This is a genomic window from Proteus sp. G2626 (assembly GCF_009915985.1).
In the GTDB taxonomy this organism is placed as follows: domain Bacteria; phylum Pseudomonadota; class Gammaproteobacteria; order Enterobacterales; family Enterobacteriaceae; genus Proteus; species Proteus vulgaris.
Window position 1 is genome coordinate 689563 of sequence record NZ_JAABNH010000027.1, and the last position, 18350, is coordinate 707912.

The following is an 18350-nucleotide window of genomic DNA, read 5'->3' on the forward strand; positions in this document are numbered from 1 at the left end:
GTAAATTTACTTATTAACCATTTGGTTAATTTTATTTATACTACATTTTTCCCTGGTGTTGTATTATTTTTCGCCCTGTTTCCCCAACAGGGCATTTTTTTATCTTAATATTTCAGTATCTTACTGCAACCCATTGTCAAGCAATACAAAATAAATCCGAGGTAATAAGCTCTTAATAAATTAAAAATATTTATCTATTTTTAATGCAAAATTCATTGTTTTTTTCATTGATCTAAATCAAGATAAACATTATATTTATTTACTCTTTATGAGAATATTTGTTTTTTATGCTATTTCAAAAATCAATTTAGTAATTTAAATAAATGCGATTTTTATCATTTGCATTATATTTATTAACTATAAAGTAGTATACCCATTAGTAAATGATATTATTTATTGCTATATTTAATGTTATTGATTAAAAATCCACCTAAATAAAACACACCTTTTTTATCATTATATAATGACTAATATCTTTATTTACTTGCATTAATAAGCATGCTCTTTTACCTTATCCCTATTGTTATAGGAGAGGAATGATGGGTTATAATCTTTCAGAATTAACACAGGAAGAAAAAGACAAAATAAATGTAAGTTTGGCGGCTTCTGGCGTTGCCTTTAAAGAGCGATATAATATGCCTGTTGTTGCTGATACCGTCTTAAGAGAACAGCCTCAAGCTTTCCATGCTTTTTTTCAAGAAAGGCTGGTGTTTTATCGTACAAGAAGCCAACACTATTCTCGTTTGCCTTATGAACCTCAAATGAAAAAATAATTAAACGTTGTTTATTATTTTTAATCGCAAAAAAAAGAGATAAACCTCCGTTTATCTCTTTTTACAATCTATCAATAACGAAAAAGTATCACTTGTTTATTATTTAGGTGAAACATAAGTGATGGTGTTGTCGTCACAATTAACTTGAACATTGTAACGAAGATCGGTTCTCGCCCCTCTGACATTTAATACCATCTGATAATTATTATCCATCTTGATAACTTCATTAGCATTAATACTTGCCACAGGCTTTGGACCTAACGCCTTTTTATCCTCTTGCCAACGAGGGAGGCGATTTTGTAGATAATCATTTTTCACTCTAGTAACAAGTTGATTATTATCTAAATTAACACAACTCGAAAAGGGTGCAGAGCGCACAATATCTTTATTAACATTATCGACACTTTCTGCAAATGCTCCAAAAGAAACGGCAAGTAAAAGAGCTGCACCAAGTATCCCTGTTTGACCTGCTAACTTGCTTAATTTCATATAACCTCCCGAAAATATCCCTTAAAACAGGATGTATTTCCATTAAGCATAGCATAGGGTTAACAACATATTTGTGACATTTGTTAAAAAAATGTTTTATTCATTCTCGTCGTCAAATATGATAGAAACCGATTCACGAGTTATGTGTTTCTCTCTTAATTCTTGAGCAACCCATTGAATAGCCTCTCCACTGCTCATTCCCTCAGCCATAAGAGATTGAATTTTTTCTACTGCTTTTTGTTGTTCTTCATGTGTTAATGTAGGCATTCCTAGAAACATAATGTTACTCTTATCTTTATCAACTTCTATTTTGTATTTACATGAACGTAATCTATTTGATTACAATTCATTGTGCGAATGATACTACATACTTTGTTTACATGGTCATAAGATAGATATGCAATTACAACAACGTGAACTCACTTATACCCCAGACCTAGCATTACGGATATTCTCTCCCATTGCTTCATTGCCTTGGTCTAGTTTACTTCATTCTGGCTTTGCCGAACATCCTCATAACCGTTTTGATATTATTGTCTCTGATCCTCTTGTCACTTTAGAAACACGCAAACAAACCACAACAATCAAAGAAAAAAATGGCACAGTCAAACGTTCTAAAAAAGATCCTTTTACACTGCTACAACGTGCATTAGAACAGTTTAATTTTCATCCAGAACATAATGACTCATTACCGTTTTTAGGCGGTGCTTTGGGTATTTGGAGCTATGACTTAGGTCGTCGCATTGAAAAATTACCTGAAAACGCTAAAAATGAACTCAATTTTGCAGATATGGCGATTGGAATTTATAACTGGGCATTAATTGTTGACCACCAATTAAAAAAAGCCACTTTAATCAGCTATGACAATATTGATGACCGCTTACAGTGGCTAGAAAATCAAGCCCCCGAATCGGTCGATACTCATTTTTCCTTAACCACAAACTGGCAATCAAATATTAGCAATGATGAGTACAACGAAAAAATTGCTAAAATTCATCAATACTTACTTTCTGGTGACTGCTATCAAGTTAATTTAGCCCAACGTTTTTGCGCAAATTATACTGGTAGTGAATGGAGTGCATTCTTAACATTGAATAAAGCAAATAAAGCACCGTTTTCGTCTTTTATGTGTTTACCTAATAATTTTGTGTTAAGTGTGTCACCTGAGCGTTTTATTCATTTAGCGGATAATAAAATAGAAACATGTCCTATAAAAGGAACACTACCTCGCAAAACAACGCCAGAAGAAGATGATGAACAAGCTCTACTTCTCCAAAACTCACGTAAAGATCGCGCTGAAAATTTAATGATTGTTGATCTTATGCGTAATGATATTGGAAAAGTTGCGGTTACAGGTTCCGTTAAAGTACCAGAATTATTTGTAGTTGAGCGTTTTCCTGCGGTACACCATTTAGTCAGTACCGTTACAGCACAACTTCCCTCGCATTTAATGCCAACAGATTTATTAAAAGCAGCGTTTCCCGGCGGTTCTATCACTGGCGCGCCTAAGATCAGAGCTATGGAAATTATTGAAGAATTAGAACCACATCGACGTCATGGATATTGTGGTGCTATCGGCTATATTAGCTTTTGTGGCACAATGGACACCAATATCAGTATTCGTACATTATTGACGGAAAAAAATAAGATTTACTGCTGGGCTGGTGGTGGTATTGTTGCTGATAGCGTTGCTGAAAAAGAGTACCAAGAAACATTCGATAAACTTGGGAAAATATTAACTGTTTTAAGTGAGCCTACTATCGATGACCCCCATTGATACCTTTATCAATCGTTTTCAACTCACATTACCTGATGATAAGGTAAATCAGTCGCCCCATACTCAAAAAACGGCAGCAGTCTTGTTGCCGATTATCAATAAACCTAATCCAACCTTATTATTAACAGAACGAGCGTCAACGTTGCGCTCTCATGCAGGGCAAGTTGCGTTACCCGGAGGTAAACGAGATCCTGAAGATATCAATCTTATTGCAACTGCATTAAGAGAAGCACATGAAGAAATCGCTATCCCTCCCAGTGCGGTATCCGTTATTGGCCAATTAGCGCCTTTACAAAGTTCTAGTGGATATCTCGTCACCCCTATTGTAGGGGTTATTCCTGCCGGCTTACCTCTACGCCATAACCCTGCTGAAGTCGCATCTATCTTTGAAATGCCACTAAGTCACGCACTTAACGCCCAACATTATCAACCCCTCGATTTTCACCGTTCTGGTAAAAATCACCGTATCTATTTTTATCCCTATAATGGGCATCTAGTCTGGGGATTAACCGCAGCCATTTTGCATAAACTCGCCTTACATATCACTTAATACAATATTTTATATTCAGCTTGTGCTTTTTATCATCACCTTCACAACTGTACTTAGCTATTTTAAAAAAATGTTGTAAACTACATCATTAACGGGACGATATAATCGTAAAAACGATCCCTTTACTATAAATAACTATATTTTATTCTTTTTAACCCTCTCTCTTATTATTAAGGAGTCTGACGTGATTAGCGTTTTCGACATGTTTAAAGTGGGCATCGGACCTTCTAGCTCTCATACCGTAGGGCCAATGAAAGCGGGTAAAGAATTTGTCGATGATTTAGTCAACCAGGAATTGATTGCGTCTGTCACTCGCGTAGCTGTTGATGTTTACGGCTCCTTGTCTTTGACAGGCAAAGGTCACCATACTGATATCGCCATTATTATGGGATTAGCAGGTAATGCACCCGCGACTGTCGATATTGACAGTATTCCCGGCTTTATTCGTAACGTTGAAGAAACCGGTAAACTATCATTAGCAAATGGCTTAAAAGTTGTCGACTTCCCAGCAGAAAGTATGCATTTCAGTAATGACAACCTCTCATTACATGAAAATGGTATGACTCTTCATGCCTTTTCTGGCGACGAAGAAGTGTATAGAAAAACTTACTACTCTATTGGTGGTGGTTTTATCGTTGATGAAGAAAATTTTGGTAAATCAACACTTAATAGTAAACCAGTTTCATACCCTTATGCTAGTGCAGAAGAGTTATTAAAGCACTGCAAAGAAACAGGTTTATCCATTTCTAGCTTAATGATGAAAAACGAGCTAGATCTGCACACACAAGCAGAAATTAATGCTTATTTCGCAGATGTTTATAAAACAATGCAAGAATGTATTGAGCATGGTTTAAATACAGAAGGTGTATTGCCAGGGCCATTACGTGTACCTCGCCGTGCAGCAGCGTTAAATCGTTTATTAACATCAAGCAACAGCCTGTCAAACGATCCCATGAAAGTCGTTGATCTTATCAACATGTTTGCACTGGCCGTGAATGAAGAAAATGCCGCAGGCGGGCGCGTTGTAACAGCACCAACTAACGGCGCATGTGGTATTGTGCCAGCAGTATTAGCTTACTACGATCGTTGTATCGAACCAGTTACACAAGAAACTTACTTACGTTATTTCTTAGCATCAGGAGCAATTGGTATTCTTTACAAAATGAATGCCTCTATTTCAGGTGCAGAAGTGGGATGTCAAGGTGAAGTCGGTGTTGCGTGTTCAATGGCTGCCGCAGGACTCGCTGAATTATTAGGTGGAAGCCCAGAGCAAGTCTGTATTGCCGCTGAAATCGGTATGGAGCATAACCTTGGCTTAACTTGTGATCCTGTTGCAGGCCAAGTTCAAGTTCCTTGCATTGAACGCAATGCTATTGCTTCTGTTAAAGCCGTTAATGCCGCACGTATGGCTATCCGTCGTACCAGTGAACCTCGTGTTTCTCTCGATAAAGTCATTGAAACTATGTATGAAACAGGTAAAGACATGAATGCTAAATACCGTGAAACATCACGCGGTGGTCTGGCAATCAAAGTACAATGTGACTAATTAACCTTTTTCGACAAAAAGCCATTCATTTTGAATGGCTTTTTTATGGTTATTAATTTTATTCTTATTTATCTTTTAACCTATAAATAAAGAAAAACAAAAAAAATAATATTTAAAACCAAATAACCTCTATTTTTACACTCTAAATTTTTATTTTCATATTTTTATTAAATATAAAATATACGTATTAAATATAGGTGTATTAAATATAGATTCATTTAATGTCCATTTAATATTTAGAGAAATTAAAGCTTATTATTTTTAGGTGTATTATCTTAATTTAAAAATTAATTTTTTATCATAAATATAATTTAAACCCATTGTTTATTATAGGGTTAATAATTTATCACATTGATATTTATCCTTTTTTTAACAATAACAAAACAATTTTAATATATTTAAAATCGTCACCTTTAATAATGATAATTATTATCAATATCATCTTTAAAATATAATAAATAATATGTTGCCTTTCAGAAATAATATGTTATCTTCTGCACCAAGTCATTGGGGAGTAGCCTGTCTTAAAATAAGAATTATTATTCTAAGAAATCTGTATCAACATACTCGCTTATTTTCATCTAGCGTGGTGCAGATGCCGTAATACGGTTGGCAAGACCATAGACACATAATTGTACTTCTTTGGTTGGGGGTCAATTGTGTGTATATGGAAATACCCCAACCGAGGCTTTATTATGAGTTTCTATGCTACTATCATCCTCGCCCTAGCCCTTTCTATGGACGCATTTGCTGTTGCAGTCTGTAAAGGTGCCACATTACATAAACCTCGTTTTCGTGAAGCACTCCGCACTGGATTTATATTTGGTATTATTGAAGCCAGCACCCCCGTTATTGGTTGGGCGTTAGGTTTATATACTAGCCAATATATTATTCAATGGGATCATTGGGTCGCTTTTGGACTACTATTTGTACTCGGTAGCCGTATGATTTATCAAAGCGTAAAACGTGGTGATGAGTGCCCTTGTGAAGAAAATGCACCACAACGCCACGGCTCACTGTCTTTAATTGCAACAGGTATTGCAACAAGCCTTGATGCAATGGCAATTGGTGTTGGTTTAGCGTTCCTTCAAGTCAATATCGTTCATACTGCAATGACGATTGGTATGATGACCATGATTATGGCTACATTGGGTATGCTAATCGGTCGCTATGTTGGCCCAGTGCTTGGAAAAAAAGCAGAAATTATTGGTGGGATCGTATTAATTGCTATTGGCTTTAATATTGTATTCGAACATCTTGAATTATTTATGTACGCTAAATAAGTGTCAGTCTAATCGAGCCCAATAAAAAGCTTAGGTTTGAAATATTACGCCTAAGCTTTTTACTTACATCATAAAATATTTGTTATTTTTCGTTATTAAGCATGACGTTGGTAAACACGAATTAAAAAATCTGTTTCACATTCAACCTGTGCACTGTCAGCCAATTGTTTTTTTACTTCTTCACTTGCTCGCCATGCAAAAGGCGTCATCTGCAATAAATCACTTGCTTGCTTGCCGTTTAAATTCATCATATAAGCAACTTGATGTTCTGATACTTTATTAAATCCCTCAAAATGTTCTTCTTTTAATGGATGAAGATGTACGTCTGAATATATCAATGCTTTTAATTGATAGAGATGACGAGGCGCGGGTGTAACTGTAATAATATAACCATTATGTGCAATCACTCTTGCTAATTCATCACTATTACAAGGCGCATAAATACGAATAACTGCATTTAAAGAAGCATCACAAAAAGGCAAACGCTGACTTGATGCTACACAAAAATGAATTGATGAATAACGTTTAGCAGCAGATTTAATCGCAACTTTAGAAACATCTAAACCATAAACTTGTGGATTATGTAATTTTAAATTTTGATAAAACTGGTTAGTGTAATAACCTTCACCACAACCAATATCCAACACAACGCTATTCTTTTCAGGCAATAATGTTTGTACTAAATCAGCCACTTTATCTCTCATTGGCTGGTAAAAGCCTGCATCTAAAAATTCACGGCGAGCATTTATCATTTCAGCGCTATCACCCGGCTCTTTCGAGCGTTTAAATTGCACTGGTAGCAAATTCACATACCCTTCTTTCGCACAATCAAATTGATGATTGTTTTCACATACCCAACTGTGTGCCCGAAGAGAAAGTGCCTGATAACATAATGGACATTGATAAGACATAGTAATATTTTTGTATAACCCCGGATAAAATTGAGAAAGATAATAACATACCTCTCTCAATCATGCGGAAAACCTTATTTTTATTTTTTGCCTTACGTCTCGCTTTCTATGCTAAGTCGCTCAGCAAGCATAATTATCAAATGATCAACTTCGTTTTAGTTTTTCAGTATTAGCAATAAATAGCGCAATAACTAACAGTAAAATTGCACCTGATTGAATTAACGTATCAACTGAGTTTTTATGCTCAACAATAATTAGACGTACAATTGCGGTTATACCGATATAAATAAAATATCTAAGTGGAAAATGCCCACCAGATAAAAAATATTTAACAATAAGTGCAATAAACTCAAAATAAAGAAAGTAGATTAAAATACCTTCGAGTAGTTGATAAGAGGACTCTTCGGCACCTAAATTAAATAATAATGAAGCAATTACATACGTTTCTTTTATAAGAAAACTGACTAATACAATCGCTAAAATAAGTAACCCAATATTAAGCACCCACTGTAATATGGTAGCAATACATTTCAGTAAGTCTTCGCTTGATTTTCTCATATAAACTATAACCTAATGGGATCATTCCATGATGTGTAAAAATGATAAAAATGCCTATTAGGCAATTCGAATAAATTTTAAAGGATTTATGCATTCACTACATCATTTTTTTATCTTTTAGAGCCTAAAAACCCCAAATAATGATGCAATAATCGCAATATTTGCTTTTAAATTTCAACTTATAAGCTTGTTTACTTATACTTAATTTAAGCGCTAATTTATTGAAAAGGCAAACTATGGCTAACAAATACCTTGTTGCAATTGATTTATTAGAAGATAACAGAATTCAACGTATGATCGCAGATATTCAATTTCTTGGTTCAAAACCAGAAAATTATTTCCATTTTATTACAGTGATGCCTAATTTACGCTCTTTAGAAGCTTATGGGCTTAATTGTGACAGCCCTTCTGTCGTTGAAAAAAAACAACAAGCTTTAATTTTATTAACTGAGAAATTAGAGCGATGTGTAAAACAACAATTTAACCTACCCAAAGAGCAATATCAATGCCATGCCGTTATTGGCACACCCAACTATAATATTCTAGAGCTAGCTGAAAATATTGATGCTGACACTATCATTATAGGTTCAAGCTCACGCAATCAACGTAATATATTGTTAGGCTCTACTGCGGATTATATTGTCAATAACACCTCACGTTCAGTGATGGTTATTCGTAAGTAAAGTCACTTGCGCGCTTCTCTTTTGGCAATAATACTAAATCAATTATTGCCAAAGCTATTAGCGTATTCTTATTACAAATAGCACTAAAAGTACTTTTATTTTTTTGTTTCAATGCATTAATTTGTTAAATTATGGTTCAAAAAACAAAATTTTCATACCTGTTTTAATTTCCATATTTACATTAATTCTACTCAAAAGATAAAGATTGTCCTGCATTAAAATCTTTCGCATTAAGATATCTTCGCCCTAATACGCCAGTACAATGACATCCATACACATCAATATTTTTGTCTATTGCTTTTTTAGCGCGTTGTAATGCAAAAGGCGTTGCACAACGCAGATGTAGCCCTCCTACAATCGCTTGAATTTGGCTATTCCCTGTTATTTTTTTTGCGTGCTCAATAATGGATTCAATACCAGAATGACTACAACCGGTTATAAGCACTAAACCTTTCTTTCCTTGCCAAACCAGAAAACTATCATCAAGCACGTAATCATTTTCCTCACCTGATTCATGAATAATAACGCCATAGCGTTTATTCACTTGTCGTTGAGTTACCTGCCCTGAATAGATAAATTTTTCGTCAATTGTTAACGGAGTTTGCGTTAATTCAAAAGAAAACTGAGCTTCAAGTTTTGCTCGATCAAATAAAGGTGCTAAACGTTTAAATTTAATATTTTTATTACCTAAAAAAAGCGCTGAATAGCGGACTGAAAATAGGTAAGGATGAGCGACAATTCGTGGTTTATGAGTAAAAAAATCGACTGGTAAGTGTGTTAAGCCACCGAAGTGATCATAATGCCCATGAGAAACAACAATTGTTTTTAGTGTAGTTAAGTCAATCCCCATTTTTTTTGCGTTTGAGATAAACGTTAGATCTTTTCCTGTATCAAAGAGAATATTAGTTTGATACTCATCATCTTCCAACAAGAATGACAGACCTGGGTAATGACTAAGTTCAGGATTAATTGATTTGTTTTCTAGTAATGCAGTGATTTTTAACATAGGGATTTTTTAATTATTATCAGGAGATCATTTATAGTCATTAAGAAAATTTTTCCAAATATAAAACATGCTGATTAACATGGTTAATTTATATCTCTAGTTACATAATCGCTGTTATGTGTTAGCTAAACATAACAGCGATAACACTAGACCTACAAATATTCTTATTTAACGCTTATAGGTACATTAGACTTATCTTACTACCATAACAGAACGCTTTGCATAACGTGTAATATCTGCAGCAGTTGAACCTAAATAATAAGAATCATCTTCAGGATTATGCGAACCAATCACGATTAAATCTGCGTTTACTTCATCGGCAACCTGCAATATGACATCTCGTGGTGTGCCTATGCAAATATGTGTTTGCATTCTATCTTCAGGTAAATCAAACCGTTCAATAATTTTTTTTAGCTCTTTCTTAGCTGACGTTTTTAAGCATCCTTGATCTAATTGATCACCGCTCATAACTAGTCGATAATAAGAAGATTGTGGAAGCTTCGGGAGTACATACAAAAAGTGAACATAAGGATCTTCATTTTTTGCAATGTCTTCCACTAACGGAATTGCTTTGTTCATCAGGTTATCTTCATCAATATCAATGGGAACCAAAATATTCTTATACATACCGCCTCCTTTTATTTTAATTGTAGGATAGTGTATTTTTAAAAAATTGCTGGATGCAGTTAACATAATTTAAAAATATTTTATCAGGTACAAATAATGTCTATCCTTTCACTTAATAAATAATAAACCGTTAACTTATTAAATTAAGAAATAAGGCTATGAATAAGTCATTAAAATATAAATTTTATGTTTTTATTTAAAATTATTCCATTTTATAAATAATAAAATCCACAAAAAAAAGCCTTATTAAATAAATAAGGCTTTTCTCTTTTATTATGCAATTAACATGTTATTTTTGAACATTCTTTTTCTGTTTGTTCTTTTTAACATATTGATAGCCTATTGCTAGAGCAATAAACCACAATGGTGTCACACTTAATGCCTGGCGAGTATCATGCTCAAAGGCTAAGAGCACGGTCATAAAGACAAAGAAAGCAAGACATAGCCATGACATAATAATACCCAATGGCATTTTATAAATAGATTTCTCATGCAGTTGTGGGCGTTTTTTACGATACGCTAAATAAGAGCATAAAATCATACTCCAGATAAACATAAATAATAACGCCGACACTGTCGTGACCAAGGTAAATACATGCATTACATCAGGGATAAAGTAAATTAATACAATTCCACATGATAAACATAAGCTGGTGAATAACAGTCCATTGGCAGGTACAGCCCGTTTAGATAATTGACTAAACTGCTTTGGTGCTTCGCCTTCTTTTGATAAACCGAATAACATACGGCTTGTGGAAAATATACCACTATTAGCAGAAGATGCTGCAGCCGTTAATACGACAAAGTTCACCAAACTTGCCGCGGCTGGTATTCCTATCATAACAAACAGTTCAACAAATGGGCTTTTATCAGCCAAAATTGAGCGCCATGGTGTCACCGACATAATAATTGCTAAGGCCAATACGTAAAAAGTAATAATACGAATAGGAATAGCATTAATCGCTTTAGGCAACGATTTTTCTGGATTACGCGTTTCAGCGGCAGCGGTTCCTACCAACTCTATTCCGACAAAAGCAAAAATAGCAATTTGGAAACCCGCAAAAAAACCACTTAACCCTTTGGGGAACATCCCCCCATCATTCCAGATATTCTGTAACGCGGCTGTGTGCCCTGCTGGCGATTCAAACCCAATACTGATAAGAACAATCCCCACAACAATCAAAGAAACAATTGCTGTTATTTTTATCATGGAGAACCAAAATTCCATTTCCCCAAATAATTTTACTGTCGCTAAGTTCAAAATAAGCAGTGTCAGCACACAAATAAAAGATGTTCCCCATTCAGGAAAATTCGGTGCCCAATAGCTAATATAAGACGTTATGGCAACAATATCGGCAATCCCTGTAATGACCCAACAAAACCAATAAGTCCAACCAACAAAAAAACCAGCCCAAGGCCCTAATAAATCACCAGCAAAATCACTAAATGACTTATATTCTAAATTTGATAATAATAACTCTCCCATCGCTCTCATGACAAAGAACAAGACAAAGCCGATTATCATATAGACAAAAATAATTGATGGCCCTGCTAATGAAATGGTTTTCCCTGATCCCATAAATAGACCAGTACCAATAGCTCCACCAATAGCAATTAATTGAATATGACGATTTGTTAGCCCGCGTTGTAGAGTGGCATTTTTCACTCTAGCGGGAGGAGAAATTTCTGTTTGCTCTTCCATACCATACCTGAAATGTGTTCATATTTTTGATGTTGTTTTGCCACTATTTTATTTTTTGACGTGGCAATGTGTTTGCGAAATTATTGTGACACAAATCTCAGTATAAGTAATGAAAAGATCACTTTTAGTAAAATGAATGATGCTTTGATAACCAGATAAGATCCTTTCTTTAATTTACTTGGCGATATTTTATCCATTTGAAAAAAAATTAAAATAAGAGCTTGACCATCGCTTTTTAGAGGAGAATAATCTGCGCATCGGGTTGTTAGCTCAGTCGGTAGAGCAGTTGACTCTTAATCAATTGGTCGGGAGTTCGAGCCTCCCACAACCCACCAATTTTAAGCTGATAAATCAGACATTTACGCCATTTAGAGATAAGTGGCTTTTTTGTATCTGGAAGAAAGTGGCGACAAAATGGCTATTTTTTTAGTTTTACTTTTTGCATTAGAATTACAATGATATCTAATTACAACTTTGCTTATAATTCGCACAGTTGTTTAAAAAACACAGAATAAGAATATAAAATATTCATCTAACCTGTCATTCATTAATAGTCATTAACGCTACCGATTAGATACGAAGTGTGCTCTTAAATAAATTAATACCTATTTTACTTTTATTAAAAGCAATTAATAAATTATCATCTTTCTTTTTTACCGAAATCTCATAATTACCTGTTGGTAAAAAAATAACCTCACCAGAACGATATTCAGGAGCATCTGGCTCTAAATCACCGCCCGTTGTGTCTTCTCCTGCCCCTATAAATAAGCGCCCTGAAGGACAACTTATATTTATCTTCACATCCGCTTCTTCAATGTTGTCGCATAAATTGATTGTGTAGAAACCATCACAACCTAGACCAATAAAGGCAATATTGCCTTTATTCATTTCACCTATCTCATCATCCAATATACTCCACCAATCTGCAGTATCTGATTTTCGATGCTGGATCGCTTGTAAATCAAAAATAGCTAGCGTTGCCGTATCTGTCGTAAAAGAAAACACGTTTGACATCTTAATGCTCCAAAAAGTCGCTCTGATCGTACCAAAATATTTTTTCCTTTTATATCAGTTAATCATATAGGATTTTATCTATACTATTTAGTAAACCAATTACCTATACTGAGCCTATATTTATACACTACTTATACTCTAAATAATTCAAGATACAGCCAGGCGACAACTTAAATGCATACAAATAGGCACTAAGATGTAGCCAGATGACAAGTGAATGAGTCACTAAGGGCATATATAATATGCAACTAGTGTGAATGAACGTAGCAATAACGCTACAGCAACTTGAAGTATGACGAGTAACGCTGTGGCTTGAAGTATAATGAGTATATACATGGACGGTCTTATGAAATCACAATTACTCCTAACCCTTTCACTATATGCATTCTCCTCATTTTCAGCTATCGCAACTTCAACTCAATGTACGGATGCTGAAAAACAACAAAATATTGCTAATACGCAAATTATGTTACTCACTTCCTTTAATGGTCCGGTAAAGTCAGTCATGATGACAAGCACGTTACCCAATGATGGTCGTTTTAAAGCATTTAAGGGCGAAATTCAGCTTGATGAATGTGGAAACTTGCTGAAAGATAGCACATCAATGCAAGAATACATTGAAGGCAACGTAGAAACTAATTTAATAAGAACAACTCCTGATAATCCTTTCGTTATTCGGTATCAATTCCAACTAAAAAATGCCTATGGTTCGCATTCTATATATATGCAGGAAACCTATAGTAAAGATCAGCAAAATCGACTCAATAAAAAGATCACTCAATACTACGCTAATGATGGCGAATTAATAGATACACTCACTAGCCAATTCGACTATAAAGAAGGGCGTATTGTTAAAGAGATTGCACACTCTTCAACCTCTTCCGACGAGTTTTTTACAACAGAATATACTTATGATCCACAAGGAAGACTACGTTTAGTAAAAGAAGATGAAAAAATAAACGTTGAGTACCATTATGACGATCAAGGGAAAGTTATTAAACAAGCAAACTATATAAAAGGAATGAATGGTGAAGATAAAGCTTTTATCTCTACCTGCCTTGAATGGGATGATTTTGATAACTGTACGAAAGAGCAACTCGAAAGCACTATAAAATTTGATGATGAAATGATTAATTACAGTAAAGCTGTGCTTCATAACGAATTTACTTACTACGAATAATATAAAGATACTTTATTATTCCCATAATAAACTATTAATATAAAAATCAGACTATCAAAAATAGACTGGTTTTTATATTTACTACTATATTAATTATCTACAATTAAACTAAGTGATACTTTCATTAAAAAACAATTTGTGTAAAACTACTTAAATCAATAAATGATAAATAGACTCTGAAGAGTTATTTTTAATAAATTTTTAAGATGGTTCATTACATGAAATTTCCATTATTTTTTATTTTCTCTTTATGTACGTTTTTTATTACACTCCCCGTTTCTGCGATGTCAATATCTTGTGATAAATCAAAAAAACAAGTGAATGCATCTAACAATATGTTCATAACGATTAATTTCAATTATGGACCGATAAAAACAATCACCACCACCAGCGAATTACCTGAAAAAGGCCGGTTTAAAGCCTTTAAAGGTGAAACTCAATTTGATGAATGTGGAATGCTTACCAAATATGACTTTTCTACACAAGAATATATTCATGAGCATATTGAGACAAATCTTTTAAGAATGTCAACACCTTACAATATCAAATATAAATACCAGTTAAAAAATCGTCATAGAACACACACGCTCTATTTAGTTGAATATTATGATAAAAATAATCTAAATCAATTGGTAGATAAAACATCTTATTTTTATGATGATGACGGCTCACTCATGGGTACTGATTTTGCTAAACTGAGTTATAAAGGTGATAAAATTTCAGCAGAAACTATTATTGAATCTACAGCAGCAAACCAAGGAAATTCAATTCATTATCTTTATGATGAGCAAGGACGTCTTTTAAAAGCAATTGATAATGATGAAGTAACCTTAGAATTCCATTATGGTAAAGATGGTAAGATTTTGCGCCAAATGCAAATATTCACCAGTTTATATGATGATATAAGAGAATATGACAATACTTGTCGAGCGTGGGATAAATATAATAATTGCTTAATCTGGAATATGGTAAGTGAAGTAAGAAAAGATGGCATGATAATCGATACTAGTACCGCAACTGTCTATAACAAATTTGAATATTATGAATAAACTTTCGAATTTCGCAGATAAAAAAGCTTTATTTAAATCTATTATGTTGTCAAAAAATAAGGTTTTTATGTAAGAAAAAAGTACTTATTTATATCAATACTCTTTTTTTGATAAAACATTGTATTAGCTATACGATGCATTATTATATTTGACTTCAACTCACCCAAAATATTGTTTATTATTCTAATTACAAAGAATGCTATATAAGTCATAAAAATAAAAAATTAATGATAAATCAATAAATTAATTACAAACTCACTCGTTACTTTTAATGGTTATTAGCGATAACTTTTTAAAATAATTTAGATAACAGTAAATTACTGAAAAACGAATTAATGTAATAATGCAACTCTTTATGCAAAAAAAGTCACTTATCAATCATCACATTTAGATTGGTTTTAAATATATTTATCCTATATTTTTCAGCACATGATAAATACTCTCCTATGATACTTTCATTAAAAAATGATTTATGTAAAACTACCTAGGTCAATTAGTGATGATATGCTCTGTAGCGCGATTTTCTTTAATAAAAATTTGAAATGGCTCATTACATGAAATTACCATTAATTTTTACTTTTTCTCTCTGCACTCTTTTTATTACACCTTCTACTTTTGCGATACAAACGTCTTGTAATGAATCACAAAAGCAGATAAATACCACTAATAGCACATTCATTACAATCAATTTTATTTATGGACCAATAAAGTCAATTAGTATTACCAGCAAGTTACCTGAGAATGGTCGATTAAAAGCCTTTAAAGGTGAAACTCAATTTGATGAGTGTGGTTTTATCACCAAATATAGCTTCTCTACACAAGAATATATCCATGAAAATATAGAGACAAATCTATTAAGAATGCCAACATCTGATAATATAAAACAGATATATCAATTAAAAAATCGGCATCGAACTCATACTCTCTACCTCAGTGAATTTTATAATAAAAATAAGCAAAATCAATTAACAGGAAAAACATCTTTTTTTTACGATAATGATGGTTCATTAATGGGTACTGATATCAGCCAATTTTCATACCAAGATAATAAAATTACATTATCAACAATTATTGACTCTAACTCTAACAACAAAGGAAATGTCATTCATTATTATTACGATAAGCAAGGTCGCTTATTAAAAACAACAAATAAAAACAATGATGTTATGTCAGAGTTTCGTTATGGCGAAGATGGTAAAATTTTACAGCATGTACAAATATATACTCTCTTATATGATGATATAAGAGAGTATGATAAAACATGTAAAGAATGGGATGAATATAATAATTGTGTGATATGGGACATGGTTAGTACAATTAAACAACGCGGTAAGTTAATCGATACCAGTACAGCTACGGTATATTATAAATTAGAATATTATGAATAAGTTAAATTTTTATTAATTTACTTTTAAATATGTCCTGTTATCAAAAAATAAAGGTCACTTTATTGTCTTCAGTGACCTCCAATCTAACTTATACTGAATTTTATATTAAGTCTCTGAGTTATTACGTATTACGATATTGAGTTTCTGCTTCATCAAAACGTTGTTGATTCGCCTTACTTGGCACTTCTCCCATTAAGCTGATAACAACAATCGCGATAGACGCAAAAACAAAACCGGGAATAATTTCATATAATCCAAACCATTTATATTGCATCCACACTAATACGGTTAAAGCACCAATCAGCATCCCAGCAAAAGCACCATTACGCGTCATACGCTTCCACATCACAGAGATAAGAATAACTGGGCCAAAAGCGGCACCAAATCCTGCCCATGCATTACTAACTAAATCAAGAACTTTATTATTAGGATCACGTGCTAAGAAAATTGCAATAATTGCAACGAGCAACACCATACCACGCCCTACCCAAACCAGCTCTTTTTGACTTGCACTTTTACGAATGAAAGGCTTGTATAAATCTTCTGTTAACGCACTAGCACACACTAATAACTGACAGCTTAATGTACTCATTACGGCGGCTAAAATTGCTGACAGTAAAATACCGGCAATCCATGGATTAAAGAGCAGTGAAGCTAGCTCCATAAAAATGCGTTCATTTTTCGCTGTTACACCACCTGCTTGTGCAGGATTCATTTCAAAGTAAGCAATACCAAAGAATCCAACAGCAACCGTTCCTCCTAAGCAAAGGATCATCCATGTCATCCCTATACGACGTGCTTTACGAATAGTTTGATTAGAATCAGCGGCCATAAAACGAGCAAGAATATGGGGTTGCCCAAAATAACCTAATCCCCACGCTAATAAAGAGATAATAGCGATAAAATCAAGTCCTTTGAACATATCAAGGTAAGAAGGATCTTTGGCTTTAATAATTGCAATAGAGGTATCAATGCCACCAACAGAGAAAATAACAATAATAGGCGTTAAGATCAGGGCAAAAATCATTAATGTGGCCTGAACAGTATCAGTCCAACTTACCGCCAGAAAACCACCTAAAAAAGTATAAGCAATGGTTGCAAGCGCACCATAAATCATTGCTTCATGATAAGGAATATGGAAGGTTGACTCAAACAGCATTCCACCAGCAACCACACCTGACGCACAATAGATGGTAAAAAAAGTAAGGATCACTAATGCTGAGACAATACGCAACATTTTGCTTTTATCATCAAAACGCGATGTCAGATAATCTGGTAATGTTAATGCATTATTATTTTTTTCAGTTTGTAAACGTAAACGACCTGCAACTAAACGCCAGTTTAGCCATGCACCTAAACATAAGCCGATAGCTATCCAACTTTCAGAAATACCCGCAAAAAAAACCACACCGGGTAGCCCCATTAATAGCCACCCACTCATATCAGAGGCACCCGCTGAAAGAGCAGTAACAAAACTCCCTAACCGTCGTCCCCCTAAAATATAGTCATCAAAATTTTTGGTTGAACGATAGGCTAGATAACCAATAAAAAGCATACCCAGAATATAAATAGTAAATGTAATTAGCATTGGCGAAGTTAAGGCCATAATTGCAGTTCTCCATAAATCTGTTTCCGATCATCGATATGCTTTTGACTTGTACAGGAACGTTGCACTTCGTTGCGCATTAATGATCTTTTCAGTTTTTAATTAAAATAATTTCTTACAGCAACAGATAAGTCATTCACATCAATCCTAGAATAGGTTAACCGCATTTAACAAGAAATTAACGTTTTAATGTTTAAATTTTGTTTAT

18 protein-coding genes, 1 tRNA gene and 1 riboswitch are annotated in these 18350 nt (G+C 33.8%); of the genes, 10 read left to right on the plus strand and 9 right to left on the minus strand.

Annotated features, from left to right (window positions below; translation table 11 throughout):
- Positions 1–539: 539 nt before the first annotated feature.
- Positions 540–773, plus strand: a complete 234-nt coding sequence (locus tag GWJ05_RS15640) for a DNA polymerase III subunit theta (protein WP_087802196.1) — start codon at positions 540–542, stop codon at positions 771–773.
- 99 nt (positions 774–872) lie between these two features.
- Here GWJ05_RS15640 and yebF read toward each other — a convergent pair whose 3' ends face one another.
- Together yebF and GWJ05_RS15650 are read right to left on the minus strand one after the other, a co-directional pair.
- Positions 873–1262, minus strand: coding sequence for a protein YebF (gene yebF / locus GWJ05_RS15645; RefSeq protein ID WP_036935990.1), 390 nt, complete (start codon positions 1260–1262; stop codon positions 873–875).
- A 96-nt stretch (positions 1263–1358) separates the two neighbouring features.
- Complete coding sequence (locus tag GWJ05_RS15650; protein WP_036935987.1) at positions 1359–1541, minus strand: YoaH family protein; 183 nt, start codon at positions 1539–1541, stop codon at positions 1359–1361.
- Between the two features lie 118 nt (positions 1542–1659).
- On the opposite strand from GWJ05_RS15650, the gene pabB reads away from it, so the two are divergent.
- From pabB to mntP, 4 genes are all read left to right on the plus strand, one after another.
- The gene (pabB, locus tag GWJ05_RS15655) at positions 1660–3039 is read left to right on the plus strand and encodes an aminodeoxychorismate synthase component 1 (RefSeq protein WP_087802195.1); all 1380 of its coding nucleotides are present in this window, start codon (positions 1660–1662) and stop codon (positions 3037–3039) included.
- A complete protein-coding gene (locus GWJ05_RS15660; RefSeq protein ID WP_036935981.1) occupies positions 3026–3589 on the plus strand; it encodes a CoA pyrophosphatase in 564 nt (187 codons plus the stop codon). Before pabB ends, GWJ05_RS15660 begins: the two co-directional genes overlap by 14 nt.
- Before the next feature lie 184 nt (positions 3590–3773).
- The gene (locus GWJ05_RS15665; RefSeq protein ID WP_036935978.1) at positions 3774–5135 is read left to right on the plus strand and encodes an L-serine ammonia-lyase; all 1362 of its coding nucleotides are present in this window, start codon (positions 3774–3776) and stop codon (positions 5133–5135) included.
- Positions 5136–5632: 497 nt separating this feature from the next.
- Positions 5633–5771, plus strand: a riboswitch (yybP-ykoY riboswitch).
- Between the two features lie 59 nt (positions 5772–5830).
- Positions 5831–6418 (plus strand): manganese efflux pump MntP, encoded by a 588-nt coding sequence (mntP, locus tag GWJ05_RS15670; RefSeq protein ID WP_052038480.1) that lies wholly within the window; start codon positions 5831–5833, stop codon positions 6416–6418.
- A 95-nt stretch (positions 6419–6513) separates the two neighbouring features.
- Here mntP and rlmA read toward each other — a convergent pair whose 3' ends face one another.
- A complete protein-coding gene (rlmA, locus tag GWJ05_RS15675; RefSeq protein WP_036935972.1) occupies positions 6514–7329 on the minus strand; it encodes a 23S rRNA (guanine(745)-N(1))-methyltransferase in 816 nt (271 codons plus the stop codon).
- A gap of 144 nt (positions 7330–7473) precedes the next feature.
- Positions 7474–7887: a phosphate-starvation-inducible protein PsiE gene (gene psiE, locus GWJ05_RS15680; protein ID WP_036935969.1), complete on the minus strand. Its 414-nt coding sequence runs from the start codon at positions 7885–7887 to the stop codon at positions 7474–7476.
- A gap of 236 nt (positions 7888–8123) precedes the next feature.
- On the opposite strand from psiE, the gene GWJ05_RS15685 reads away from it, so the two are divergent.
- Complete coding sequence (locus GWJ05_RS15685) at positions 8124–8570, plus strand: universal stress protein (RefSeq protein WP_036935966.1); 447 nt, start codon at positions 8124–8126, stop codon at positions 8568–8570.
- 187 nt (positions 8571–8757) lie between these two features.
- Here the strand turns inward: GWJ05_RS15685 and GWJ05_RS15690 are convergent, their stop codons facing one another.
- From GWJ05_RS15690 to cycA, 3 genes are all read right to left on the minus strand, one after another.
- Positions 8758–9576 carry an MBL fold metallo-hydrolase gene (locus GWJ05_RS15690; RefSeq protein WP_036935963.1) on the minus strand — a complete coding sequence of 273 codons (819 nt, stop codon included), beginning with the start codon at positions 9574–9576 and terminating at the stop codon, positions 8758–8760.
- A gap of 192 nt (positions 9577–9768) precedes the next feature.
- Positions 9769–10203, minus strand: coding sequence for a universal stress protein (locus GWJ05_RS15695; protein WP_036935960.1), 435 nt, complete (start codon positions 10201–10203; stop codon positions 9769–9771).
- 289 nt (positions 10204–10492) lie between these two features.
- The gene (gene cycA, locus GWJ05_RS15700; RefSeq protein WP_036935958.1) at positions 10493–11905 is read right to left on the minus strand and encodes a D-serine/D-alanine/glycine transporter; all 1413 of its coding nucleotides are present in this window, start codon (positions 11903–11905) and stop codon (positions 10493–10495) included.
- A gap of 259 nt (positions 11906–12164) precedes the next feature.
- Here cycA and GWJ05_RS15705 point away from each other — a divergent pair.
- Positions 12165–12240 (plus strand) — tRNA-Lys (locus GWJ05_RS15705).
- A gap of 235 nt (positions 12241–12475) precedes the next feature.
- Here the strand turns inward: GWJ05_RS15705 and GWJ05_RS15710 are convergent.
- Positions 12476–12919, minus strand: coding sequence for a DUF6386 family protein (locus tag GWJ05_RS15710; protein WP_052038479.1), 444 nt, complete (start codon positions 12917–12919; stop codon positions 12476–12478).
- A gap of 346 nt (positions 12920–13265) precedes the next feature.
- Between GWJ05_RS15710 and GWJ05_RS15715 the strand changes: the two genes are divergently transcribed.
- From GWJ05_RS15715 to GWJ05_RS15725, 3 genes are all read left to right on the plus strand, one after another.
- A complete protein-coding gene (locus tag GWJ05_RS15715) occupies positions 13266–14099 on the plus strand; it encodes a hypothetical protein (RefSeq protein WP_158482377.1) in 834 nt (277 codons plus the stop codon).
- A 218-nt stretch (positions 14100–14317) separates the two neighbouring features.
- The gene (locus tag GWJ05_RS15720; protein WP_036935949.1) at positions 14318–15148 is read left to right on the plus strand and encodes a hypothetical protein; all 831 of its coding nucleotides are present in this window, start codon (positions 14318–14320) and stop codon (positions 15146–15148) included.
- A gap of 554 nt (positions 15149–15702) precedes the next feature.
- The gene (locus GWJ05_RS15725) at positions 15703–16536 is read left to right on the plus strand and encodes a hypothetical protein (RefSeq protein ID WP_161681486.1); all 834 of its coding nucleotides are present in this window, start codon (positions 15703–15705) and stop codon (positions 16534–16536) included.
- A 121-nt stretch (positions 16537–16657) separates the two neighbouring features.
- Here GWJ05_RS15725 and putP read toward each other — a convergent pair whose 3' ends face one another.
- Positions 16658–18142: a sodium/proline symporter PutP gene (putP, locus tag GWJ05_RS15730; protein ID WP_036935943.1), complete on the minus strand. Its 1485-nt coding sequence runs from the start codon at positions 18140–18142 to the stop codon at positions 16658–16660.
- Positions 18143–18350 lie beyond the last annotated feature (208 nt).